Source organism: Acinetobacter sp. ACZLY 512, assembly GCF_023614015.1.
In the GTDB taxonomy this organism is placed as follows: domain Bacteria; phylum Pseudomonadota; class Gammaproteobacteria; order Pseudomonadales; family Moraxellaceae; genus Acinetobacter; species Acinetobacter soli.
The window spans coordinates 1-25,745 of sequence record NZ_JAKIVI010000016.1 but is presented as its reverse complement, the minus strand read 5'-3'; the positions used below and the strand labels follow the sequence as shown (position 1 = coordinate 25,745).

16 protein-coding genes and 1 pseudogene are annotated in these 25,745 nt (G+C 44.0%); 3 read left to right on the top strand and 14 right to left on the bottom strand.

All coding sequences use genetic code 11. From position 1 onward, the window contains the following. The first annotated feature begins 11 nt into the window (after positions 1 to 11). Positions 12 to 2,717, top strand: a complete 2,706-nt coding sequence (gene infB / locus L2096_RS14590) for a translation initiation factor IF-2 (protein ID WP_004932482.1) — start codon at positions 12 to 14, stop codon at positions 2,715 to 2,717. Then, positions 2,717 to 3,118, top strand: coding sequence for a ribosome-binding factor A (locus tag L2096_RS14585; protein WP_004932486.1), 402 nt, complete (start codon positions 2,717 to 2,719; stop codon positions 3,116 to 3,118). Before infB ends, L2096_RS14585 begins: the two co-directional genes overlap by 1 nt. Before the next feature lie 43 nt (positions 3,119 to 3,161). Here the strand turns inward: L2096_RS14585 and L2096_RS14580 are convergent, their stop codons facing one another. The 14 genes and pseudogenes from L2096_RS14580 to L2096_RS14515 all read right to left on the bottom strand — a co-directional run bounded on the left by L2096_RS14580 (position 3,162) and on the right by L2096_RS14515 (position 18,887). Further along, complete coding sequence (locus tag L2096_RS14580) at positions 3,162 to 3,566, bottom strand: Na+/H+ antiporter subunit G (RefSeq protein WP_004932488.1); 405 nt, start codon at positions 3,564 to 3,566, stop codon at positions 3,162 to 3,164. 9 nt (positions 3,567 to 3,575) lie between these two features. Beyond that, on the bottom strand, positions 3,576 to 3,851 hold the full coding sequence (locus tag L2096_RS14575) for a monovalent cation/H+ antiporter subunit F (protein WP_004932491.1): 276 nt from the start codon (positions 3,849 to 3,851) through the stop codon (positions 3,576 to 3,578). After that, positions 3,848 to 4,375 carry a Na+/H+ antiporter subunit E gene (locus L2096_RS14570; protein ID WP_004932493.1) on the bottom strand — a complete coding sequence of 176 codons (528 nt, stop codon included), beginning with the start codon at positions 4,373 to 4,375 and terminating at the stop codon, positions 3,848 to 3,850. The genes L2096_RS14575 and L2096_RS14570 overlap by 4 nt, the downstream gene beginning before the upstream one ends. Before the next feature lie 2 nt (positions 4,376 to 4,377). Further along, a complete protein-coding gene (locus L2096_RS14565) occupies positions 4,378 to 6,186 on the bottom strand; it encodes a monovalent cation/H+ antiporter subunit D (protein WP_250365728.1) in 1,809 nt (602 codons plus the stop codon). After that, a complete protein-coding gene (locus tag L2096_RS14560; protein ID WP_004943971.1) occupies positions 6,186 to 6,554 on the bottom strand; it encodes a Na+/H+ antiporter subunit C in 369 nt (122 codons plus the stop codon). The genes L2096_RS14565 and L2096_RS14560 overlap by 1 nt, the downstream gene beginning before the upstream one ends. Before the next feature lie 2 nt (positions 6,555 to 6,556). Next, positions 6,557 to 9,400 carry a monovalent cation/H+ antiporter subunit A gene (locus L2096_RS14555; RefSeq protein ID WP_004932499.1) on the bottom strand — a complete coding sequence of 948 codons (2,844 nt, stop codon included), beginning with the start codon at positions 9,398 to 9,400 and terminating at the stop codon, positions 6,557 to 6,559. A gap of 325 nt (positions 9,401 to 9,725) precedes the next feature. After that, positions 9,726 to 11,096, bottom strand: a complete 1,371-nt coding sequence (locus L2096_RS14550; protein WP_233746396.1) for an AAA family ATPase — start codon at positions 11,094 to 11,096, stop codon at positions 9,726 to 9,728. A 14-nt stretch (positions 11,097 to 11,110) separates the two neighbouring features. Next, positions 11,111 to 12,613, bottom strand: a complete 1,503-nt coding sequence (locus tag L2096_RS14545) for a UvrD-helicase domain-containing protein (RefSeq protein WP_004943964.1) — start codon at positions 12,611 to 12,613, stop codon at positions 11,111 to 11,113. Between the two features lie 9 nt (positions 12,614 to 12,622). Further along, positions 12,623 to 13,396: a bifunctional phosphoribosyl-AMP cyclohydrolase/phosphoribosyl-ATP diphosphatase HisIE gene (gene hisIE / locus L2096_RS14540; RefSeq protein WP_004932512.1), complete on the bottom strand. Its 774-nt coding sequence runs from the start codon at positions 13,394 to 13,396 to the stop codon at positions 12,623 to 12,625. 227 nt (positions 13,397 to 13,623) lie between these two features. Next, complete coding sequence (locus tag L2096_RS14535; protein WP_025095309.1) at positions 13,624 to 15,243, bottom strand: ABC1 kinase family protein; 1,620 nt, start codon at positions 15,241 to 15,243, stop codon at positions 13,624 to 13,626. A gap of 13 nt (positions 15,244 to 15,256) precedes the next feature. Further along, positions 15,257 to 15,922 (bottom strand): ubiquinone biosynthesis accessory factor UbiJ, encoded by a 666-nt coding sequence (locus L2096_RS14530; protein ID WP_025095310.1) that lies wholly within the window; start codon positions 15,920 to 15,922, stop codon positions 15,257 to 15,259. 13 nt (positions 15,923 to 15,935) lie between these two features. Then, complete coding sequence (gene ubiE, locus L2096_RS14525; protein WP_004943959.1) at positions 15,936 to 16,880, bottom strand: bifunctional demethylmenaquinone methyltransferase/2-methoxy-6-polyprenyl-1,4-benzoquinol methylase UbiE; 945 nt, start codon at positions 16,878 to 16,880, stop codon at positions 15,936 to 15,938. 170 nt (positions 16,881 to 17,050) lie between these two features. After that, a complete protein-coding gene (locus L2096_RS14520; RefSeq protein ID WP_088458944.1) occupies positions 17,051 to 17,755 on the bottom strand; it encodes a DUF8198 family protein in 705 nt (234 codons plus the stop codon). Between the two features lie 238 nt (positions 17,756 to 17,993). Continuing rightward, positions 17,994 to 18,887 (bottom strand): annotated as a pseudogene (locus tag L2096_RS14515) (IS5 family transposase). 429 nt (positions 18,888 to 19,316) lie between these two features. Between L2096_RS14515 and L2096_RS14510 the strand changes: the two are divergent. Beyond that, positions 19,317 to 25,745: ESPR-type extended signal peptide-containing protein (locus L2096_RS14510; RefSeq protein ID WP_250365727.1), on the top strand; the 6,429-nt coding region annotated here is incomplete at its 3' end.

Here is a 25,745-nt window from a genome sequence, read left to right as displayed (position 1 = left end):
GGGGGTGGTACATGACGGACAAATCCATTAAAGAGTTAGCACTCAGTGTTGATCGTCCTGTTGAAAAGCTCCTTGAACAGGTTCGTGAAGCAGGTCTGCCACAACGTACAGCAAATGACATTATTACCACTGAACAGCAAAATACCTTGGTGAATTACTTGAAAAAGGTTCACGGGCAGGAAAGTGGTGCAGGAAAAATCACGTTGAAACGTAAAACTACCAGTACGGCAAAAGTGGCGAGCACATCAGGCAAAGCCAAAACCATTAACGTAGAAGTTCGCAAGAAGCATACGTTTACCAAGCCAAATCCTGAACAAATCGCGGCTGAAGCCAAAGCGCGTCAGGAAAGCGAAGAAAAAGCACGTACACAAGATCGTACGCGTCAAGTGGCGGAACAACCAAAGCGTGACGAAGTTGTAGAAAATAAAGCGCAAGCAACGTTAAACGCGATGCGTGCTGCTCAGCAAAAAGAAACCGCAAAAACCACAACAGCAACAGCTGAGGTGGTGGTAAAACGTAAATCGACCAATAAACCAATCAAGCCTGTCAATGTAAAACAGGTGGAAACGGCCGAACAACGTAAAGCGCGTGAAGCAGAAGCGGCTAAACTTAAAGCGACAGAAGAAACAGCGCGTCGTAAAGCAGCGGAAGAAGCGCAACAGCGTACACTTGAACAAATGCGCAAAATGGCGTCTAAGTATTCAAGTGACGAAGCGACTACGACAATTCGTGTGATTGATGATTCTCCACTTGCTTCAGGTCTAGTTGGCCAAGCTTATGAAGATTCATTTAAGCAAGAAGACCGTGAAATTAAACGCGGTAGCGCAACCACCAATCCGCGTGCGGGTAAAAAAGGTGGCCGCCGTGGTCAAGAAGAGCAAAGCTTTGTTAACCACAATAAACGTGGTTTGAAATCAAGCCAGGCAAATAAGCATGGATTTGAAAAGCCAGTTAAAAAGCAAGTTTATGATGTAGAAATCGGTTCAAGCATTGTTGTTGCCGATCTTGCACAAAAAATGGCAGTCAAAGTACGTGAAGTCATCAAATCACTAATGAAAATGGGTGAGTTGGTTAATCAAGATCAAGCGATTGATCAAGATATCGCTGCACTTGTTGTTGAGGAAATGGGCCATAACCCTGTTTTAGTTTCTGATACACAAGCAGAAGATAACTTGCTTGAAGCGGCTGAAGAAGCACGTGGTGAGCAAACGACTCGTCCGCCAGTTGTGACGATCATGGGTCACGTAGACCATGGTAAAACCTCGTTGCTTGACCGTATTCGTCGCTCGAAAGTGGCAGCGGGTGAAGCGGGTGGTATTACCCAGCATATTGGTGCTTATCACGTTGAAACGCCAAAAGGGATTATTACTTTCCTAGATACTCCGGGACATGCTGCATTTACTTCAATGCGTGCACGTGGTGCGAAAGCAACGGATATCGTGGTATTGGTAGTTGCAGCAGATGACGGTGTAATGCCACAAACTGCAGAAGCAATTGACCATGCGCGTGCAGCAGGTACGCCAATCATTGTTGCAATCAACAAGATGGATAAAGAATCTGCTGATGTAGACCGTGTGTTAAATGAATTAACAACGAAACAAATCGTTCCAGAAGAATGGGGTGGTGATGTTCCGATTGCTAAAGTTTCTGCACACAGTGGACAAGGGATCGATGAACTTCTTGATTTGATTTTGATTCAATCAGAATTGATGGAATTAAAAGCATCTTCTGAAGGTGCTGCGCAGGGTGTTGTGATTGAAGCACGTGTCGACAAAGGCCGTGGTGCAGTGACCTCGATTCTGGTGCAAAACGGTACATTGAACATTGGTGACCTTGTACTTGCAGGTTCATCTTATGGTCGTGTTCGTGCGATGTCTGATGAAAATGGTCAGCCAATCAAATCTGCAGGTCCGTCTATTCCAGTGGAAATTCTGGGCTTACCAGATGCTCCAATGGCGGGTGATGAAGTGCTTGTGGTCAATGACGAGAAGAAAGCTCGTGAAGTGGCCGATGCGCGTGCAGACCGTGAACGTCAAAAACGTATTGAGCGTCAAAGTGCAATGCGTCTTGAAAACATCATGTCATCAATGGGCAAAAAAGACGTTCCAACCGTCAATGTAGTCTTGAAAGCAGACGTACGTGGTACGCTTGAAGCCTTGACTGCAGCCTTGAATGAATTGTCGATGGACGAAGTTCGCGTTCGTGTGATCAGTTCAGGTGTTGGTGCAATCACAGAATCTGACGTAACGCTTGCAGAATCGTCTGAAGCAGTATTGCTTGGCTTTAACGTTCGTGCCGATACAACCGCACGTCAAAAGAGCGATCAAGACGGCATCGACATTCGTTACTACAGCATCATCTATGAATTGATTGATGATGTGAAGAATGCCATGAGCGGTAAGCTTGCACCTGAACACCGTGAAACTATCTTGGGTGTTGCTGAAGTACGTGAAGTATTCCACTCAAGCAAGTTTGGTGCAGCAGCGGGCTGTATGGTACTTGAAGGTATGTTACATCGTAATAAGCCGATTCGTGTATTACGTGATGACGTGGTGGTCTTCCAAGGCGAGCTTGAATCTCTTCGTCGTTATAAAGATGTGGTAGATGAAGTTCGTGCCGGTATGGAATGTGGCCTTGCTGTGAAAGGTTATAAAGACATCAAGGTCAAAGACAAGATCGAAGTCTATGATGTTCAATTAATTAAACGGAGTCTTTAATGGCGGGTAGCCAACGCTTAAAGCGAATGGCGGATTCAGTGCAACGTGAGTTGTCTGAACTGATCCGTCAGGAGCTGAAAGATCCTCGCTTAGGTGGTCTAGTGACCATCTCGGCGGTGAAAGTCAGTGCAGACATGGGTTATGCTGAAGTTTATGTCACAGTAATGGGGCGTGAGCTCGGTGATGAGCAAAGTGAGGCAGCAAATAAAGAAACGCTAGACGTTTTAAATAAAGCATCTGGTTTCTTGCGCCATGAACTAAGCCGTCGCATCAAGACACGTATTACGCCTAGATTGCGTTTTCATTATGACAAAACCAATGCCTATGGTAATTACATGTTTGGTTTGATTGAAAAGGCAGTACAAGATCTGCCAGAACAGTCGCCTGAAGATAAATCTTAAATAAAAAAAAGCCACCTTCGGGTGGCTTTTTTTTGCTGCACTTTTAATCCTTGGGAGGATCCATAGGCGGTTTAGTCGATGAGAAGCGTTGACCGAATTTATAGCGATCCCACGGTAAAGGGCGATTAATACTTTCAGGCACTTCACCACTTAAAGAGCGTAAACGCAAATGTAATGCCGCCTGTGCCATCAAGTTGGCTGAAACGGGTGCTGTGATAAATGCCAGTAAGGTAATGATCAGCTCTGCAAAGCCGAAGCGACCATGAAATGCAGAATAAATAATTGAGGCAATCAAAAAACCGCCCAAACCTAAAGTACTGGCTTTGGTGGGTGCATGCAGGCGCATAAATAGATCGGGCAGGCGAATCATGCCAATTCCACCAATCAGAATAAAAAAGGCGCCAATCAATAAAAAGATCGAAACCAGAATTTCCATGATCAATTGCATGAGTTGCTCCTAGTCAATGACATGCCCAGTGGTAAAATAACGTGCCAATGCGACAGTCGAAACAAAGCCCAGCATGGCAATCAGCAATGCGCCTTCAAACAGATTGGTGGTGGCCCAGTAAATTCCCAGCACAATCACCAAACAGGTTGCATTTAAAAACAAGGTGTCGAGTGCCAGTAGTCGATCAATAACCGAAGGCCCCATGACCAAACGAATCAGGCAAAGAAACATCGAAATCGTAATGGCAACCAAACAGATGCCTAAAGCATAAGGAAGTATGGTCATGCGCGATCTCCTTGATTTGGATCGACCTCAAAAATGGCAAGTAGCGGTTTTTCGTAGCGATCTTTAATATCTTGAATATCCAGCTCAGTATCGTCTGTGCTGAGTGAATGCACCAGAATATCACCACGTTCCTGATCAATACCCGCAGATACTGTGCCAGGTGTGGTGGTAATAATCATCGCCAGCAAACTGTTCACCTGTTCATGCTGGGTTTCTAGCGGTACACGATACCATTTGGGGCACAAACGATCGGTTGGACCTAGCACCAATTTGGCGACGCGAATGTTGGAGATTACGATATCCCAAAGCACCACAAAAACCAGCTTGATGGCCAGCGTCCAGTGAATGTGCGGCGTACGTTTAATAAACGGACGCATCATTCGTGGAATAAAAATACCCAGTAAAGCTGCCAAGAGCAGATGTCCAAACTCCACGCTATGCGACAGCATGAGCCAGCTCAATACTACAATCACTGAAACAAATGGATGAGGAAACCAACGTTCAAGTAAAGAATCTTTTTTCATCTCTATTGCTCCATTGGTTTGAGTTGGGCATCACTTGGTGCAACTTGCTCGTTTTTAAGCTGCTGTTCAATCTGGCGCAGTTTATAAGACGAGATATGTTCACCGTTTAAACTATTTGGCGACACAACATACGGAATATAGTGGGCATTGACATCCGGCGCTTCTCCGCCATATTTGGTTTCCGGCAAATAGGTTGGATCAAAAGCTTGAATGCTAATCACTTGGCCTTCACGGTCTTTTTTCAATACCTGATCGACATACAATGAGCGATCACGTATTTGTTCGGCGGTCGCTTGCGTGTATTGCTGAATGGGCGATGCGAAAACGACGTAAGCCGTTAAAATACTTAAAAACACATAAATCGTGATGTTATTGCGTGCCGGAGCACGGCCAGGTAAAGCCTGATAACGTACATATTCTGGTTGTGTTGGATCTTGTTCAGGACGGCTTGAGCGCCAAAACAGCACAAAGCCCACACGAGTCAGTGCAATAATACTGAGCAAACTCACGATCAAAATAATGGCAATAATCCAGCCCTGATACGCCGACTGTGCTGTAGCCTGTAAAATAAAGACTTTACCAAGGAACCCACTAAACGGGGGCAGGCCTGCAAGCATGAGTGCAATCAGTAGATAAACAATCGAGAGTAGCTTGTCTTGTTTCATTTGCGGCGCAATTTTAAGGTGATCCTTAAACTCACCACGTTGCGCAGTAATCCAGCCTGAAAACAAATAAAATGCTGCTGCAATCAGGGTGCTATGCACCATATAATACAGCGCTGCAGCCCATGCTTGCGTGTTGGCCATGGCAATGGCAATCAGTAATGTACCGACCGACGACAAGATCATAAACCCGATAAAGCGACGTAAACGATCTGCTCCAATAGCGCCAATCACACCATAAATGGAGGTGATCAGGCCAATTGGCAGTAGCCATTGCTGTAACATCGCTTGTGAGAAGGTGTCATCAAATACCGTACCATTAACACGTAAAATGGCATAAATCCCCACTTTGGTCATAATGGTGAAAATTGCAGCGACGGGCGTTGTGGCCACAGCATAGGTTTTCGGTAGCCAAAATCCAACAGGAAGCATGGCTGCTTTAATTCCAAAAACCACAAATAACAATAAGCCACCCGCTGCTGCAAGTTTGTGTGCATCAGGCTCAAGAATTGGCATTAAGCGCGCCACATCCGCCATATTGAGACTGCCGACACTGCCATAAATCATCCCGAGGCCAATCAAAAATAGTGCAGAAGCCAGCAAGTTGATGGTGACGTAATGTATTCCCAATTGAAACCGCGCTTTGCCTTGTGTATGTAACAGCAGTACATACGATGCCAACAGCAAAACTTCAAAAAAGACAAACAGGTTGAATAAGTCGCCCGTTAAAAATGCCCCGGACACCCCCATGAGTAAAAAATGAAACATGGTGTGGAAATAACGACCACGCGCATCCCACTCTTTGCTGGCAAACCACAATACAGGTGCAGCAAGGGCATAAGTGAGCAACAGCATGAATGCAGACAAGCGATCCAGAATTAATACAATGCCAAACGGTGCCGACCATTCTCCGAGTTGATAAACCGTAATCTGACCAGTATTGGCGATCATGAAATAACTAATCGCGGTTGCCAGACTCAACAAGATTGAAACTAAACTGATGCCGCGGCGCCATGGTTGACGCGGATCGTGATCTAAAGCGCCCGATCCGGGATTCCCCAACAAAATGAGTGCAAATGCAGTAAAAGCCGGAATTAAAATACTCATGATTGGCGCATGAGCATGCCAGAAGGTCATAAAATCAAACATTATGGCTTGTCCTCACGCGGGTCATAGTTCAGCGATGGATCTTCTTTTGAATCGACATGATCGGTTCCAGACTCATAACGACTGCGGATGGCCAATTGCACCACAAAGGCTGTGGTCGCAAATCCAATCACAATCGCAGTCAACACCAAAGCCTGAGGTAAGGGATCTGTTACATTAGCTGTTTCGGTGAGTACGGCAGGAGAGTTCGTCTGCAAGCGTCCCATGGCAAACAAAAATAAATTCACAGCATAACCCATCATGGCCAGTCCCAATACGACGGGAAAGGTACGCGCACGTAGAATCAAATAAATACCAGTTGCAACCAATAACCCGATTGCAGAGGCCAGTAAAAACTCAAGACTTATCATGATCAATCTCCTTCACGTAGAACAGGACCAGACATGGTGGAATGTCGAGAATCCCCCAAGACTGAAATCAGCAGCATGGTGGCGCCCACAACCGTGGCATAAACGCCCACGTCAAAAGCTGCGGCACTGGCCAGATGCATTTCTCCCAAAAGTGGCGGATGCACATAAATATGCGCACTGGTCAAAAATGGACGTAACCAGTACCATGCGGCTAAACCCGTAAGCCCTGCAATCATGAGTCCTGAACCAATCCAGATTTCATATAAGCGACCAGACTTAGCTTGCAATAGACGCTCAGCGCGATCCTGACCCTGTGCAACATACTGAATGATCAATGCCATGGAGGTAATCAAGCCAGCAATGAATCCGCCTCCAGGATAGTTATGCCCACGTAAAAAGATATACAAGCTCACCACCAATGCCACAGGAAGTACCCATGAGGCTGTGGTTCTGAGCATGAGAGGAGAGGGATTAAAACGATAGGTCAGACCTGGTGTCACGCTGGTGCCGTGGATTCGCATGCCATCCATGAGGCACAGTGCACCCAAGGCAGCAATTCCGAGTACCGTGATTTCACCGAAAGTATCGAAGCCACGGAAATCGACCAGAATAACGTTGACCACGTTTGAACCGCCGCCAAGTGGAAGCGATTGTTGTAAGAAGAACCATGAAATTGAATTGTGATCACGCGTTAGAATCAGCCATGCAATCCAGCCCACCCCAGCGCCACCCAAAATCGCGATACTGGCATCGCGCCAGCGACGCGTACGTTTGGATTCATACGGTGTAAGTTGTGGCAGCAATGACAAACTCATCAGCAATAACACTGTGGTCACCACATCGACGGTAATTTGGGTCAAGGCAAGGTCAGGTGCAGAAAGGCCGACAAACACCATGGTCACCACCAAACCAATCGCACCGCTGATCAAGACAGCTTTGATTCGTTCATGATGGAACCAGATCATCATCCAGCAGGCACAGAAAAGTACCAGCCATAACACCACAGCAGCCCACGGTGCCAGTAACAGCTCACGTGTTCCTGTGGTCAAGCCCTGATTCACCAGAGGTGTGGCGACAATGGCAATGCTAAAAAGTAAAATCCAAAACAGATAAAGCTGTAATGATCCGGTTTCTGTGCTGAGCTTGATTTTACGACTGCCCAACAATAAATAATGAAGGAAACGATCAAACAGCTCACGCCCTTGCAAGCGCCCCAAATAAGGGTCTAAATCGATATCGCGTAAGCGCTGACCTTTTGCAAGTGCAAAATAAAACAATGCCCCACCTACCAGTGCGATGACACTCATCAGCAGTGGCAGATTAAAACCATGCCAAATTGCCAGATGACTTCCTGCAAAATCTGGTGTCATCAGGCTTGCACGGGTGGTTTGATTAACAATGTTTTCGACCAAGAGCGCCGGTAAAATACCGACTAAAATACACAAAGTTGCCAGCAAGATTGCAGGTAAACGCATGCCGATTGGTGGTTCATGTGCATTTTTATTGGGAACTTTACTGCCGATTGGACCATCAAAAAATACGCCGTGTACCAGTCGAATCGAGTAACTCACGGCAAAAATACCCGCCAGTGTTGCCACGATAATCGAGAAGATCAGCGCACCACCCGAAAGATTGGCCACCAACTCGGTAAAGAACATTTCTTTAGAGATAAAGCCATTGGTGAGTGGGACGCCAGCCATCGAAGCGGCAGTGATCATGGTCAGGGTGCCGGTAAAAGGCAGCATTTGCCAAATTCCGCTGAGTTTGCGTAAATCGCGTGTTTGGGTTTCGTGGTCGATAATTCCCGCGATCATAAACAGCGCTGCTTTAAAGGTGGCATGGTTAATGATGTGAAAAATCGCCGCAGCCACCGCAAGCGGTGATCCGATACCGAGCAAACACACAATAAGCCCTAAGTGGCTGATGGTGGAATATGCCAAAAGACCTTTTAGATCTTCTTTAAAAATCGCAAAGAAAGCAGCCATACATAAGGTAAATAGGCCGACAAACGTCACGATATTATGATACAGCGCTGCACCCACAAAAATCGGGGCCAAACGTGCCAGCAGGAAAATTCCTGCCTTCACCATGGTTGCAGAATGCAAATAGGCCGAGACAGGTGTAGGGGCTGCCATGGCATTGGGTAACCAGAAGTGAAACGGGAACTGCGCGCTTTTGGTAAATGCACCCAGTAGAATCAGCAGCAAAGCCGGTACAAATAGGCTATGTGATTGAATCAGCTCTTTCATTCCGAGCAGTTGATCAATCTGATAAGTTCCTGCGATTTGACCCAGCAAAATAAATCCACCCAGCATCGCAAGACCGCCCATACCTGTAATGGTAAGTGCCATACGTGAGCCACGCTGTGCCGCTTCGTAATTCCCCCAATATCCCACCAGTAAAAAAGATGAAATACTGGTCAATTCCCAAAAAATCAGGAGCAGAATGAGGTTATTGGAAAGTGAAATTCCCAGCATGGCTGCCATAAAAATCATCAGCAACATATACAGCTTGGAGAGGGAATTTTTGGCGCTCAGGTAATAATATGCATAGATGTAAATCAGTGTACCGATGCCGGTAATGAGGAGGCTAAACAGCAAGCCCAACGCATCGAGACGAAAACTGAGATTGATTCCAAGTTGAGGTAGCCATGCCCAGCTTTGCTGAACAACGGCACCACTAAATACCGCCTGAGCTTGGGTCAAGAGCAAACTGAAACTGGCGAGACTGACCCCAATGGCACCGAGTGCGGTGATCCCTCGAGAAAATCGCTGCAGAAATAAGACAAGTGTTGTGCCTAATATTAACGGTAATAAGATAATGATCGGTAACACGCTGGTATCCATGTCATGAGTTAGGCCGCAGCCTAAACGTGAATCTTATCTTTTAAGCGGTCTAGGATGACAAAGAGCCTTCCAAATATTGATCACTTAAAAACCAAAATAGAACAAAGCAAGGAAAAAACAAGCTGTATTGCGCAACTTGAAAAAACAAAATAAAACTATCCAAAGCAGTATACAGGATAGAAAATAAACACACCTCAACGCTTACATGAAAATAACATTATCAAAGACTTAAATGAAGACTTCAGGCTAAGATAGTGATTTTCATTGATAGGTAATTTCAATTGTAACACAAAATCTGATTTAATTTGTTAATTATTCAGCCTATTTATCGTGCGGAATCAACATGCGGTTCATCTGAGGGTAAATCTGGCTTGAGCAGCTGAATCAGTTGCTGTTTTTGTTCTGGCGAAAGTGACTGAATTTGCGCCACTAAGCCATCTAGTTGCTCGGTGCCAGCCAGTAAGCAAGGCGACTCATCGGGAGCCGATTCAGTCGCTTGGTTAAAGAGTCGATTATAGATTTGATCATAAAGATGTACTGGGGCACTGGGTTCAATAGTGTGAATTTGAAAATGGATCAGTTTCAACGATTGATAATCGCTGGCATGCTCAAGTAATTCGTCCCGATTGCCTGTCGCAATAATTTGAATGGCCGGAAAGGCACGACTCAGACGCTTTAATATTTCATGCGAAAGCTGATGGTCCAGCTGTGCATCGATATGGTCGATCATCAAAATCCCTTCGCCTTCAAGGCAAGGGTACAGACTAAATGGATTCAGCAAGCATAGGCGTCTGACCACATCTCCCACCAGTGCGATCCAGACTTTGAGTGAGTTAGACAATTGTTGATAAGGGAGGAGCTGCCCTTGGTAATGCACCATAAGTTGCAATTTAGGATGATACTCAAGGTAAAGATCGGTCAATTCAGGAAAAACCATTTGCAAACTGTTTTTCAGCGCTTGTAAATGTGGCGTTTTTAATTGAGCCTGCGCATGAAACATTACTTCTTCAAGTTGTGTTGCATTGCTGTCTTCATCATGTTGGGTGACGCGTTGTAGAAGCTGAGCAGCCTGGGCATTTTCAACATCACTGACTTCACGCAACCATTCAAAAAAGCGTGCAAATGTGGTGTAGGGTGGCGTCACAGTTTCATAGGCAGAAATGGGTTGAAACACCGCCGGAATATTTTTGCTGAGTAAATTTACTTCGTGAATAAAACGATCGGCAGGGTAGTAGGCGATCAGAGGCAGGCCTTGTAACGGATCTTGATGTATGGCGTGCTGATAAAGACTAACCAGTTGTTCAAGTTGTTGCGTATCAACTTGACTGATGCCTGTCCCACTGGCCGATAAGGTTTTAAATAGTCGCCATGTGCATCCGTGAGCGTCGTATTGTTGTACATCGCTGCTTTCTGTGATCACACCTATTTCAGCAGGAAATTGGACATCCAATTGAATTTTTGCCTGCGTTTTTTGAAAGCTGATATCTTGATCTTGCATGACAATGCCGGCAGCACGCGCGTCTTTAAAGCGTGCAGGAAACCAACTGAGCGCCTGAAAAAGATGCTTGAGCAGCGTGGTTTTACCTGATGAATGCTCACCCAGAATTAATGTGACGGGCTTCTGAGCGTAATCGAACTGTACGTCAAGGTTTTGAAATGGACCAATATGTTTTAGACGGATCGATTTTAGCTTCATCAGTGGCTCACTCTCTATACGACAGATGTACTCAAGCGCTGTGACGAGCGTAACTTGAGCTGTTGCACAAGATCATAAATATGATGGATGTTCAAACTTACTTTAGCACGTGTACAAGCCACATAGAGCAGACGAAGTTCTTCATCTGTAATTTTATGCTCTAAATTGTTAATTTTAAATTGGTAGTCGTCTTCAATATGCACGCGGTTCCACTCAAGACCTTTGGCTTTATGTGCCGTTGAGATCACATAGTCTGCTTGCTCAATCGGCGTAATCTTGGACAATGCCTTTTTAAGAGGGGCTGTACCGTGGTCATCGACCAGTTTCACCAAAGGCTTAATGTCACTGCCATCATTGGTTTCACAATATTCATGTACATCATGCCATGAATTGAACCATGCCAGCTCTGGAACGTCGGTCACACGTTTGCCCTGTTTGAGCTGGCTGGCCGCATCGACAAAGCGATTGAGTTTATTGTGATCGGCTTGCAGGCTGACTTTATCGCCATGAACCAGACCAGAGAGGAGTAACTCCATGGCACGGGCATTGGTTCTGCACAAAATCGCATCACGCTGTTTGGTATGCGGTTTGTTGACGACTTTTGAATTCAGTTCGGGATTGCCCAGTAGCGGGATGGTTTCATTCAGTCCATACAGCAGATGATTGGCAATATCGGCAATACTTTCGCCAAAGCGAAACGAGGTGGTCAGGCGTGACTCAGGCAAGGGCAGTTGTTGCATGGCATTGACTGCACCGCGCCAAGCATAAATTTGCTGATGCGCATCCCCTACATAAATCACTTGGGTACTACGTTGTTTGAGCAAGATGCCGAGCATGAGTGGATCGGCATCTTGTGCTTCATCAAATAGCACATAATCGGCTGGAATGACGGGATTTGATAACGCCCAGAGCTTGAGGTAGATATCGTGCCCGATACCCGCCTGATGCTGTGGATCAATCGATTCTAGCCAGCGCCGCTCAACTGCCGGATAAAGATGCTGTTGAAGCTGATCGATGTCATCGGGATGCAGCCAGCTCGGTGCCTGAATATGTCGAGGTGCAGGATATTGCGAGTTGGTCGAGCAAAAGTAACTGACCGTGTTGGCCACTAAACTGGCTAGACGACTGGGCATCAGCACATATTTTTCGTAACGCCCGCCCATCAATCGACGTAAAGTAATCGGCTCAAGCCGATAATCCTTGGCCATAAAGCTGGGGCTGAGTCGTGGTAAGCGAAGTTTATCGGTAACGCCGCGTGGCACACTACGAAATGCCAATGAATGAAAGGTTCTGCAATCCACTTGTCGATGAAACTTTTGCTGTGCCTCACTGGCAATGGCTTTGTTAAAAGCCAGATACATGCCACGCCGTGCAGGCATGGCATCACTGATCATTTGCAAGGTGGTGGTTTTTCCTGTGCCTGCATAGGCAATCACCTTAAACGATTCACCCAAACGGGCATTGTCAATTGCGGTCGCTTGTTCGTATGTGGCTTTTGGTTTTTCTTGGCTCGACACAGGTGGCAGTTATCCTTTTATCCGATTGGCTTTTTCGACCAGACCCGATAGGCCTTGACGTCGTGCCAGTTCATTGAGTACCAATTCAGGACTGAGATCGAAATAGCCCAGCATGATAATGCTATGGAACCAAAGATCGGCTGTTTCATAAATTAAATCATTGCGCGTTGCATCACTTGGTTGGTGTGCAAACTCTTTAGCCGCCAGCAGGGTTTCAATATTTTCTTCACCCACTTTCTCTAAAATCTTGTTTAGGCCTTTTTGATACAGACTGGCCACGTAGGAGCTGTCTGCTTGTGCCTGCTTACGCGCTTGCATGAGCTGACCAAGGTAGGCAAGAACATCGATTTGATCATCGGTCTTGAGAGTGTCGTGTGGCTCTTGCTTGGCCGTTTCACCATAAATGGCGGTTGGATCTTTGAGCTGCGCATCAACGATTTCCCAGCCTTGCGGAGTCAGTACGCGATAAAAACAGGATTCACGGCCTGTATGGCAGGCAATGCCTCCGTGCTGCTCGATCTGTAAGATAATGACATCCGCATCACAGTCGAGACGAATTTCATACACGGTTTGAAAGTGCCCAGATTCTTCGCCTTTATGCCAAAGCTTTTGACGCGAACGTGAGAAATACACGGCCTGTTTTTTTTCTGCGGTTAAAGCCAAGGATTCACGATTCATCCAAGCGACCATCAAAATACGACCAGTTTGATGATGCTGCGCGATGGCTGGAATTAATCCTTGTTCGTTAAATTTTACTTCATCGAGCCATTGCACGTTGTTCATGAGACATCACCAATATGGAAATAGAAAAAGAGTTGTTGGTCATTTAAGACGGTTATAGTGTACGGCATCTGACCGGATTTGCGAAAAAAAACTCGATCTTTTGGCCAGATTCATGGGGGCTTTACCAGCATATACGAAAAACTGGGCCATATGGCCCAGTCGGATTGGCGTACTTCATTAGGCAGATAGCGCTCATGAAGCAGTCTGCACGAGATGACGCCGTGCTTTTATTTGGTCACGCGCCAGAGCGCAATCAGTGTAGCCACGACAATTAAAGGGGCTGAGAAATACCACGGTGCAATCACAGCAATACTGAGTAAAATTGCAATCATGCTGCCAAAGATCCAGCTCCGCTTTTGTTGCTGTTCCATTTGCAAACGTAATTGCAGAATTTCACGCACCTGACGATCTTGCCATGCAGATTGATTTTTTAATCCGTTTAAACTGTCGATCATTAAGGTCGGGAGGTCATGCGCGCCCAATAACAGATCAGGAATTTGCTGACCCAGCGCCTTCATGTTTTTGACTGGATTCATTTCCGCTTTCACCCATTCAGTCAAAATAGGTTTGGCCAGTTTCCAGATATCCAGTTGTGGATACAAATCGGTGCCCAAACCTTCTACATGAACCAATGTTTTGAGCAGCAGCATTAGTTGAGGTGGAATTTCCAAACGAAAGCGTCGGGCAATATCCATCACCTGTAATAAAATACCGGCAAAGTCGAGCTGATCCATGGGTTTAGAGACCATCGGGCCCACGGTACGGCGCATTTCACGAGCCAAGGCATCCTGATCGGTACCGGGTGGAATCCAGCCCGCTTGGTGTACAATCTGAATCAGCTGCATAAAGTTGCTGTTCATTACTGCCAGTAGCATGCGTGCAACGGTCATCTGATCTGATTTAGACAACTCGCCCATAATCGCACAATCGAGTCCAATGAAACGTGGATTAGTTGGATTGAGGGTTTCAACAAAGACATTGCCAGGATGCATGTCGGCATGGAAAAAGTTGTCGCGGAAAACCTGTGTAAAGAAAATCGTGAGACCTTTTTCGGCCAGTTGTGCACGATCCATACCAAGGCGATCAAAGGTAGCGGTATCGGAAATCGGCACACCTGTAATGCGCTCTGCCACCATCACGTCGGTACTGTCCATATAAACTTCGGGCACATACATCATGCTTGAGCCCGTAAAGTTATGGCGCATGCGACGGGTATTGTCCGCTTCAAGTGTGAGATCCAGTTCATTGAGAATGATCTGACGGTAATCTTGAATAATTTCAGTTAAATGCAGTGCGCGTGCGGCCTCAATCCGGCTTTCGAGCCATTGACCAAGCCATGTGATAATTTCAAAATCTTGCAGAATCTGACTGCGAATATCGGGACGTGTGACTTTAACCACCACTTCTCGACCATCAAACAAAGCCGCGGTATGCACCTGTGCAATTGAGGCAGCGGCAAGGGGCTGTTCGTCAAAACGTGCAAAGAGTGTATTTACATCGGCTTTCAGCGCATTCTGGATCCGCTGTTTGGCAATTTGGGTATCAAATGGCTTAACCTGATCTTGTAATAATACCAATTGTGCTAAAATTTCAGGTGGAATTAGATCACGACGTGTCGAGAGCAATTGCCCCATCTTGATGGCCAGTGGCCCCATATCTTCAATGGCTTCTTTGAGCTTGAACGGATTTTTACGTTCACGGCTCGACCATGCGGCAGGATGCAGACGGATCAGATTAAGTGCATGGCGTGCTTTGGTAGGCAATTCTTCCGCAGGAAACAGGGTGTCGAGCCGATAGTGTGCAGCAATACGCCAGAGTTCGAGTAACCGTGAAACGTGCGGAACCATAGTCAGTTGTCACCTAATTGTTGGGTAGTATCTTGGTTTTAAGTTGTGAAAGTCTGGCTTCGAGTCGATCCAGCTCTTGATTCAATTTACGGGTTTGGCCTTGAAGCGCGTTCATTTGCCAGCGTGAAGCAAACAAACCGGTATCTTCTTTGAGTGCATCTTCAGCAAAAAATAATCCGCTTTCGACTGCACGTTTGAGGTGTTTGGGCACACCGCCGAGTTTGCCCAGTTCATGTGCAAGCGCAGGGCCAACCCATGGACTCAAATGTGATGCAAGATCAGGTTCAGCTTCATTTAAAATACGCTGTATGTCTTGCAACAGATGATAATCACCTTGAAGCGGTACATTACCGATCTGCTCTGGATCGCTGAGAAGCAATTTAAGGAGCGAGATGACATTGGGCACATGCAAGGTAGCGGTGGCTTCGATGACGCAGTGTTGTTGATCAAAAGGGCGTTGTTCAAAGATTGACGCTTTCTCGGCATGTCCTGTCACTGTAGGTTCAAGACGCACCTTGTGTTCATCAAAAAACACATCCACCGACAGCTGCGGACTGTCAATCACCACACGCAGCAGCTTGCCTTGAAGACGGTTGAGCTGGATGCGGGTAATGGCATCCAGATCGATAAAATGATGAATACAGCGTTCGATTGCACCTAGCGCAAGAATCGACCACATCAGATTACATCCTTTAAAGTTTGAATCCGCGGTGAACAGCCACAATACCGCCGGTGAGGTTGTGATAGTCGCAGTTTTTAAAGCCAGCCTGCTCCATCATACCTTTTAAGGTACGCTGATCAGGATGCATACGAATCGATTCGGCCAGATATTTATAGCTTTCGGCATCGTTGGCTACAAGTTTGCCCATGATTGGCAAGGCGGTAAATGAGTAAAAATCGTAAAGCTTTGAAAAAGGTTCAAAGACGGGTTTTGAAAACTCAAGGACCAACAGGCGACCACCCGGTTTTAGTACACGATACATCGCTTCAAGTGCGGCATCTTTATCGGTGACGTTACGTAAGCCAAAGCTGATTGTCAGCAGATCAAAGCTGTTGTCTGCAAAAGGTTCGAGTGTTTCGGCATTGGCCAGTACAAAATCTACATTGGTACAGCCTGCATCGAGTAAACGGTCACGCCCAACGTTAAGCATCGACTCATTGATATCGGAAAGTACGACACGTCCTTGAGGGCCGACTTCACGGCTAAACACTTTGGCAAGATCCCCAGTACCGCCCGCAATATCCAGCACATGCTGCCCACGGCGCACACCCGACATATTAATTGCAAAACGTTTCCATAAACGATGAATACCAAATGACATCAAGTCATTCATGATGTCGTATTTACTTGCCACGGAGTGGAACACTTCGGCCACTTTTTGGGCCTTATCTTCGGCTTTTACAGTTTGATATCCAAAGTGTGTGGTATCACCGACATTGCCTGTTTTACCTGCACCCCGTGGTAAATTGTATTTTGGTACATTACTGATCGGCGCATCGTTGAATTCTTGTTGTAACGACTGTTGTTGACCTTGTGGTGTGCCTTGAGGAAGTGGGCTATTCAGGAAAGGACTGGTACTGTCTGAACGTTGAGCCGGCTCAGTAGGAGTAGTGGGCGTTTGATTTTCGTTAGACATGATGTCGCTCCTGAATGTAAACACACATGATCAAATGATAATGGCTGTGCATGATGACAGAGTTTGGAGTTGTTTGACAGACGTCATCATGCAATTGTTATTAATACTATACATAAAATGCAGCAGTGCAAGCATGGCATGCACCCTGCTGAAAACGCAAGGAAAGCAGATCAATAAAATGGATCAGGATGCCCTGCATGAACCTTTTCAACAATCTCACGCTCTTTGTGGGTAAAGGCCTTGATAAACGCTTCAGCCGACTTCATGGGTTTCATGGCGCGAAAGCCTTCATCAATAAAGTGATACATCAACTCAAAGTTATGCTTCATGACTGGCCCTTTGGCCATTTTAAATGCGGTATACATTACAAATGAGCGCATATATTTATCAAGCGCTTTGCCCAGATCATCGAGTAAAGCCAACTGATGTAGTCGCTGCGCTTTCTGGTCGAGCTGAATTAAAGTTTGACGCATCATTTCGTCTGTAATGGGTGTGTCGACTGGATAGTCTTTAAGAAGTTGCAGTGCAATTTGTTCGTCTAATTCTAGCGCAAGAATGGCTAAACTAATCGATTGCGTCCCCGTTTTGATGGCATTGTCGGGCACCAGTTTTTCAACTTTGTGGGCATATTTGAGTAATCGTTCAATTTGAGCTGCCAGTGGATCAAAGTCGGGGCCACCATATAAACGATTTAAAAAATAATCTGTCATTAAGCGATATTGTGGTTGTTCAAACAGATCGGAATGGGTATGTATCATGCGGGCTTTGAGCCAGCTTTGTGCATCAAAAAGACGATCGCGCAAAATCGGATCATGATGATGCGCAAGCGCATGATACTGCTTTAATAAGTCATCAAATGGAGCAAGCTTGGACATAACGAACGTGCAAAAAGAACATATTTAGAAAAGCATACGTTGCTTTCATGAGTAGAGCTATGGCTATTCAATTTCTAAATTGAAAAAATAGTCCAACAATGACGTTTGTGTGTAAATTGATTTGGTAGGAATTTATAATGATTAAAAGAGCTATTTTTTTATTTAAAAACTATTTAGCGGTAATTGGGTTCTATCGCGTAAAGTGTTTAAAGGTAAATTTGGTATGGGTAGCTAAAATTCAAGTGATAACTTGGGTACGAGAACGATGTAACTCTGTAAATTTCTCTAAAATTGCTATATTGCTATGAACTTCATTGACTTGACTTTAAAGGTTCATAGCACTGAATTTATCGCCTAGTAATTTGATGTAATCCATCTTGGTTTCGACTAAATTTCGGCAATGATAGTCTGATTATTTTTTTATAGTGTCCTGCCGAAAATTTGACTGTTTGAAGTCATTCATTTCGCTCTCGTGAATGAACTCTATTATCTTAAAAAGACCCTGCATTTTTTCCTGAATGAAATCACTGCTTGTTCTTACCGATTTGGAATGACCTGACGAGATTGTTTGTATCATTAGCTTTATCTGTATAGATTGAATCAATCTGCTCATCCAAGGGGAGATTTGATTAAATAAACCCCTCAAAACTTGCGAATCACTGACATTATTTTTTTGTAAGCTGAACTGCTTGCATATGTAGGCTTTTGTCATTTATACCAATATGCGGTCTTACGCCATTGACGACGATATTCGGGCTGACTTTTCTTGCTTATCCATTTACCTTCACCTAAAAACTTTAAGCTAGTAGAGTTGAGAAGTAGGTGAACTCCATCATAACTTTTATGATAGCTGATTACAGCATCAAGATCCCTTTGTCTTATGCAAATGATGGAATACGAATATCACTGATATTCGGAGCTATCCAATTTAAAGTCAAAGCTTAATGAGGCTTTGCAAAAGACAGTGACCATAAGTAAAGAGACGAAATAGTGATTTGATCATAAGGTAGCATTAAATAGCCGCTTCAGAATAAGTTTAATTTGGTCTGTGTTTGCCTTTTAGCTATGTATATCATTGAGTAGTCGCATCAAACTAGATCGAGAGATTTTGTCGATTGATTAGCGCTTAAATATAAGAAGATCAATTGGTTGTGCGATAGATTTTAGGGGCAAGTTTATTTATTCTGAAATTACATTGCTTAATAAGTTTTCAAGAATAGGTTTGTATGACTAAGCCTTTATCGTGTTAATTTTTAATAAAAAGATATTGTTTCAAAACAAACATAAAAATTTAATTTAATCAAGTTGATTCTGTAACAATACGTATAATTGCTTGAAAACAGTAATATGTTCTTAAGTTTTTGTTTAAATAGAAAAAATTTTAATTAAACTCTTTACTGTTTTTTGTGGTGAATCTTATGTAAATGAATAAAAATGTGATGTGATTGTCAATTTTTTAATATATTATTTACACAAAGTATGCAAATCTTAACACAGTTTGTATAAGTAGTTAATTTATTGCAACTCACGTCACAATTTACTAATTTAGGGTAAGGTAAATATGAATCAAGTTTACAAGGTTGTTTGGAATGCATCTCTAGGTGCGTGGGTTGCGGTATCTGAACTAGCAAAAAACAAGACAAAAACAAGAACTGTTAAAAGTATTGCTGCTACTATTCTACTTGGTGTAGCTATTCCTGCTTACGCTGATGTCATAGCAGGAAATAATATTACAGTAACAGCTATAAATGGAGATACAAAAATTGAAACCACGGATAATCCAAATTTTAGTACTGTAACGGCAACTGGAACAATTAAAGGGCAAACCTTAGAATCTACGGGTGCTGCCACAGTAGGAAATGGATTAACTGTAACTGCTGGAACAACTTCACTTAAAGATACGACTGTAAATGGGGTACTCAACACAACGGGTGCGGTTAATGCAAATTCATTAAATGTAACCGGCAATACAACTGCAAGTAATATTACAGCTAGTGGAATAATCAAAGGTCAAACCCTAGAATCTACGGGTGCTGCAACGGTAGGAAATGGATTAACTGTAACTGCTGGAACAACTTCACTTAAAGATACGACTGTAAACGGAGTGCTAAACACAACGGGTGTGGTTAATGCAAATTCATTAAATGTAACCGGCAATACAACTGCAAGTAATATTACAGCTAGTGGAATAATCAAAGGTCAAACTCTAGAATCTACGGGTGCTGCAACGGTAGGAAATGGATTAACTGTAACTGCTGGAACAACTTCACTTAAAAATACCACTATAAATGGAACGCTAAGCACTTCAGGTATTGCTAGCTTAAATGGTGGTGCTAGTTTAAATAACAAAATTATTAATAATCTGGCGGCTGGTACAGTGGATACCGATGCTGCGAACTATGCACAGGTTAAAGCTGCTAAAACACAAATTGCTGCGAGTGGAAAAAATACAAGTATTACATCTACCACTGGTAGTGATGGTCAAACAATTTATACAGTCAATACGATTGATAATCCTAATTTTACAAGCGTAACAACAACTGGTGCGGTAACTGTAGGAAATGGTTTAACTGTAAACAGTGGAACAACATCTCTTAAGAACACATCTGTAGATGGTACTTTAACGACTTCAGGAGTTGCTAGCTTAAATGGCGGTGCTGATTTAAATAATAAACAGATTAAAAATTTAGCTTCAGCAACAACGGATGGTGATGCTGTTAATTTAGGTCAAATTAAGAGTTTACTGGGCGTAAATGATCCTAGCGTTACTTATAATGGTATTAAGTATTTCCGCACTAAATCTATAAATGCAGATGCGCAAGCAAATGGTGATGAATCAGTAGCTATAGGCCCTCAAGCAAAGTCAGATGGGTTGAGCGCTATTTCAATAGGAGATCAAGCATTAGCTTCTGCCGATTCGAGTATTAGTATTGGTAAGACAGCAAAAGCATCTGCCGCTGGCAGCATAAGTTTAGGTGAAAAATCTCTGGCTTATGCTCAAAACAATGTTGCTATTGGTAAAGAATCATCTGCTTTAGGTTTAAATAGCACTGCAATAGGTGCAACGACGGGAACTCCAAGAACACCACAATTGACAAGAGATACCAATAATAATAATCGTATTGTTGCAGTGGATGGTATTCCTGTCACTACAGATCCAAATTCAACAGGTCAAAATATTTCGAATATTATAGCGATTAATAATACTCCTGTAACACCCGCTCAACTGAATAGCTTTATGAGTCTGTTAAGTAGTGGTGCCAATCTCTCTGCTGGTAAAAACAGTCTTACAGTAGGAACATCGAACCTAGCGACAGGTGACTCAAGTGCCTCTATTGGGGCGACAAATGCTGCTACCGGAAATTCAAGTACTGCTGTTGGATCAGGAAATAAAGCGATTGGTTCTTCTAGTATAGCGATTGGTGATAATAGTATTGCAAATGGAGGCGGTTCTACTGCAATTGGTAAACAGGCTTCTTCTAATCGACAAAATGCAGTTGCTATCGGTAGCGGAGCAACCGCTGATACTGATTATGGTATCTCGATTGGTCAAAATGCGGGTCAAGGTTCATCTCAGGGAACGACAAATGATCGGGTCGAGCATATTGCGATAGGGAAAAATGCTGGACAGAATGTAGTTGGAAATCAGAATATTGCGATTGGCAGTGGTGCTGGCTCAAATTTATCTCCTGACAGCAATTCTAGTTCAGATAGTAATATCGCAATTGGTATTGCTGCTGGTAGTGGTATGAATGGGGACGATAATATTTCTGTAGGTCGTAACAGTAATATTAACGGTGGTGCAATCTCGCGCGCTATCACACTGGGATCTGAGACGAAAGGCTCTAGTCAGTCTGTGGTAGTTGGTACTGCGTCGAAAGTAAACTCGGGAACTGATGCAACTATCGTCGGTTATAATGCTCAAGTAAATGGTTCTGGTGGTGTTGCCATAGGTTCAAATACTGTAGCAGCAGCCAATAATGTTGCATTAGGAACAAATAGTAACGCTAATCTGAATTCAACAAAAAATGCATATTTGGTGCCTGATACTATTGCAAACGTTGCAAGTGTCGGTTACAGCGTTGTCTCTGTAGGAAATGGAACTACAACCCGAAGAATTACCAATCTTGCTCCAGGTGGTAGTCCAACAGATGCTGTAAATGTCAGTCAGTTAACACAACTACATCAAGATGTATCGACCATACTTGGCTTGTCAGGTTCTACGGATAATAAATTTGGCGACGTGAATGTTAATGGTACAAAATACTCTAGTCTTATAGCAGCGATTGCAGCTGGTGGTAATGGTGGTGCATTACCAACTGGTTATTATGTGACTTATACCAATGCAGATCAGAATAATATTGTTCTTAGTTCAAACGGAGGACAGGGAACAACGATCAATAATGTTGCGACTGCAACGACAAATGATCAAGCTGTTAATTTAGGACAAGTAAAAGCCCTTACAAAAGATGCAACTGTTAAATATGTGTCAATTAATAGTACTGACGGTGCTAACAATTCAAGTGATCAAGCTGTAGCGAATAACTCACTGGCGATTGGACCAAGTACTGGTACATCTTCTATTGCTGAAAATAGTATTGCTTTGGGAAGTAATGTTCGTACAGAAGCTATTAATAGTATTGCAATCGGGAATGCTGGAACTAGAGCTAAAGGTAGTAATTCAATCGCAATTGGTAAAGAAAATACAACTATTGATATCAATAATATTGCATTAGGAACTCTAGTAAGTACTAAAGGAGCAGATAGTATTGGAATAGGCAAAAATGTACAGATAGATGCTACAAACAATACTACAAATTATGCTGTTGCGATTGGTAGTGAAGCAGAAGTACAAAATGCAGATCAAGCAATTGTCGTTGGCAGAAAAGCTATAGTAAGCGGCGATAATGGTATTGCATTTGGTAATCAAGCTCTTACTCAGGGTGAGCAAGGCATTGCAATAGGTAGGTCTTCGCTTTCCTCCGCTCAAAATAGTACAGCAATTGGTAATAATGCACAGTCAACAGCTATCAATGCGAATGCTTTGGGCAACACAGCTAAGGCATCGGGACAAAGTGCTAACGCAATAGGTGATGGTGCAATTGCATCAGGTCAATATTCTACTGCACTAGGTACCGCTTCAGCTTCAGCTGATAATACGATAGCTATTGGTAAGCAGGCAGAAACATCAGCACTTAATGCGATTGCTATTGGTACTGGTGCAAAATCTGAAGGTCAACAAGCAATTGCGCTTGGTCAGCTGGCAAGAGCATATGATGAAAGTTCAATAGCAACAGGCACGGGTGCTAATGCCTACAAAAAGAATACGATTGCTACAGGTACAAACTCAAATGCTTATGCAGAAGCTTCTATTGCTCTGGGGGCTAATGCAACAGTCAACAATACGCACAATAATGCTGTAGCGCTAGGTAGTAATTCTATCTCAGGTGATTACAATCAAACCACCAAAAGTACGATTAATGGTAAAGAATATAGTTATGCAGGTGCAGGCACAAACTTATCGACCGTAAGTATTGGCGCTATAAACAAAGAACGTCAAATTATAAATGTTGCTGCCGGGCGTGTTTCATCAACTAGTACTGATGCAATTAATGGTAGTCAACTTTTTCAAACGAATGAAGAAATATCAAATTTAGCAAATAAAACTGCACAGGCATTAGGTGGAGGAGCTGTTTCTAATCAAGCAACCGGTGGTATATCTGCGCCAAGTTATACGGTTACAACAAATCCTGCAGGAAATGGTAGTAAAGTCACCGTAAATAATGTGGGTGCTGCGCTTTCAGCTTTAGATGGTGCTGTTAATCAAGCGATCGGCTTTGCAGGAGATACGGGAAATAATGCTTCACGTAAGTTAGGTGAAACTTTAAACTTAAAAGGCGGTGCATCTGGTACATTGACGACTAGTAATATAGGTGTTGTCGCAAATGGATCGAATCAACTTGATATTCGACTTGCTGAAAGTATTAATCTTGGAACCAATGGTAGCGTAACAACAGGTTCGAGCAGTATCAAAAACAATGAAGTAAAAGTGGGCTCAAACTCATTGACGAATAGTGGGTTAAATATTGGTAATGTTAATATTAACAGTACTGCTAACACAGTTGTAGGATTGAACAATACAACTTGGAATCCGGCAGGAACTTATAATAGTGGTCGTGCTGCAACTGAAGAACAATTACTTTCTGCGCAAAACCAACTGAATACGACATTGACCAATAAAGGCCTGAACTTCCGAGCGAATACAGGTGCCTCAGACAATGTGAAGCTTGGTGAAACCATCACCCTTGCAGATGGTACAAACACCACGGCAGAGTATGATGCAGCAACCAATACCTATCGCTATAACGTGATTGCGAACCCGACATTCACGACGGTAACGACGGGGAACAGTAAGTTAGATACCAATGGACTTACGATCACCAATCCAACAGATTCGACTAAGACGGTGAGTGTGACTGGGGCGGGAATCAATGCAGGTAATAACAAGATCAGTAATCTTGCAGATGGGCTTGTCGCAGCGAACTCCAAAGAAGCGGTAAATGGTGGACAACTAAATACCACTAACCAAAATGTTAATGCGAACACCACAAACATCAGTAATTTGCAAAATCAAACATTTAAATTACAGGCAAATAACGATACTGCAAGTTCAGTAAAATCGACTGATACAGTCAAATTTACTGATGGTAAGAATGTCGCAATCACCCGTACAGGAAATGAAATCACGGTTGCGACCAAAGACACGGTGAACTTTGACAAGGTCACCGTTGGAAATATTACCCTTGACAAGACAACCAATAAAATTAGTGGTGTAGCCGCTGGCGCAGTGACATCGACATCAACCGAAGCAATCAATGGCAGTCAGTTGTACGGTGCAGCGAATAATGTGAAGAACATTATCGGTGGTGCCACGACGATAGACACCGCGACAGGTACACTGACCACGAGTAACATTGGTGGTACAGGACAGGCGACAATTGACGGAGCGATCACCACTGTTAAAGGTACGGCAGATACTGCGCTGACAGAAGCGAACAAGGGCCTGAACTTCCGAGCGAATACAGGTGCTTCAGACAATGTGAAGCTTGGTGAAACCATCACCCTTGCAGATGGTACAAACACCACGGCAGAATATGATGCAGCAACCAATACCTATCGCTATAACGTGATTGCGAACCCGACATTCACGACGGTAACGACGGGGAACAGCAAGTTAGATACCAACGGACTTACAATCACCAATCCAACAGATTCGACCAAGACGGTGAGTGTGACTGGGGCGGGAATCAATGCAGGTAATAACAAGATCAGCAATCTTGCAGATGGGCTTGTAGCAGCGAACTCCAAAGAAGCGGTAAATGGTGGACAACTAAATACCACTAACCAAAATGTTAGTGCGAACACCACAAACATCAGTAATTTGCAAAATCAAACATTTAAATTACAGGCAAATAACGACACTGCAAGTTCAGTAAAATCAACTGATACAGTCAAATTTACTGATGGTAAGAATGTCGCAATCACCCGTACAGGAAATGAAATCACGGTTGCGACCAAAGACACGGTGAACTTTGACAAGGTCACCGTTGGAAATATTACCCTTGACAAGACAACCAATAAAATTAGTGGTGTAGCCGCTGGCGCAGTGACATCGACATCAACCGAAGCAATCAATGGCAGTCAGTTGTACGGTGCAGCGAATAATGTGAAGAACATTATCGGTGGTGCCACGACGATAGACACCGCGACAGGTGCACTGACCACGAGTAACATTGGTGGCACAGGACAGGCGACAATTGACGGAGCGATCACCACTGTTAAAGGTACGGCAGATACTGCGCTGACAGAAGCGAACAAAGGCCTGAACTTCCGAGCGAATACAGGTGCCTCAGACAATGTGAAGCTTGGTGAAACCATCACCCTTGCAGATGGTACAAACACCACGGCAGAGTATGATGCAGCAACCAAC

Coding starts and splice junctions, on each gene's coding strand:
- infB (WP_004932482.1), top strand. CDS start 12: ATGACGGACAAATCCATTAAAGAGTTAGCACTCAGTGTTGATCGTCCT.
- L2096_RS14585 (WP_004932486.1), top strand. CDS start 2,717: ATGGCGGGTAGCCAACGCTTAAAGCGAATGGCGGATTCAGTGCAACGT.
- L2096_RS14580 (WP_004932488.1), bottom strand. CDS start 3,566: ATGCAATTGATCATGGAAATTCTGGTTTCGATCTTTTTATTGATTGGC.
- L2096_RS14575 (WP_004932491.1), bottom strand. CDS start 3,851: ATGACCATACTTCCTTATGCTTTAGGCATCTGTTTGGTTGCCATTACG.
- L2096_RS14570 (WP_004932493.1), bottom strand. CDS start 4,375: ATGAAAAAAGATTCTTTACTTGAACGTTGGTTTCCTCATCCATTTGTT.
- L2096_RS14565 (WP_250365728.1), bottom strand. CDS start 6,186: ATGTTTGATTTTATGACCTTCTGGCATGCTCATGCGCCAATCATGAGT.
- L2096_RS14560 (WP_004943971.1), bottom strand. CDS start 6,554: ATGATAAGTCTTGAGTTTTTACTGGCCTCTGCAATCGGGTTATTGGTT.
- L2096_RS14555 (WP_004932499.1), bottom strand. CDS start 9,400: ATGGATACCAGCGTGTTACCGATCATTATCTTATTACCGTTAATATTA.
- L2096_RS14550 (WP_233746396.1), bottom strand. CDS start 11,096: ATGAAGCTAAAATCGATCCGTCTAAAACATATTGGTCCATTTCAAAAC.
- hisIE (WP_004932512.1), bottom strand. CDS start 13,396: ATGAACAACGTGCAATGGCTCGATGAAGTAAAATTTAACGAACAAGGA.
- L2096_RS14535 (WP_025095309.1), bottom strand. CDS start 15,243: ATGGTTCCGCACGTTTCACGGTTACTCGAACTCTGGCGTATTGCTGCA.
- L2096_RS14530 (WP_025095310.1), bottom strand. CDS start 15,922: ATGTGGTCGATTCTTGCGCTAGGTGCAATCGAACGCTGTATTCATCAT.
- ubiE (WP_004943959.1), bottom strand. CDS start 16,880: ATGTCTAACGAAAATCAAACGCCCACTACTCCTACTGAGCCGGCTCAA.
- L2096_RS14520 (WP_088458944.1), bottom strand. CDS start 17,755: ATGTCCAAGCTTGCTCCATTTGATGACTTATTAAAGCAGTATCATGCG.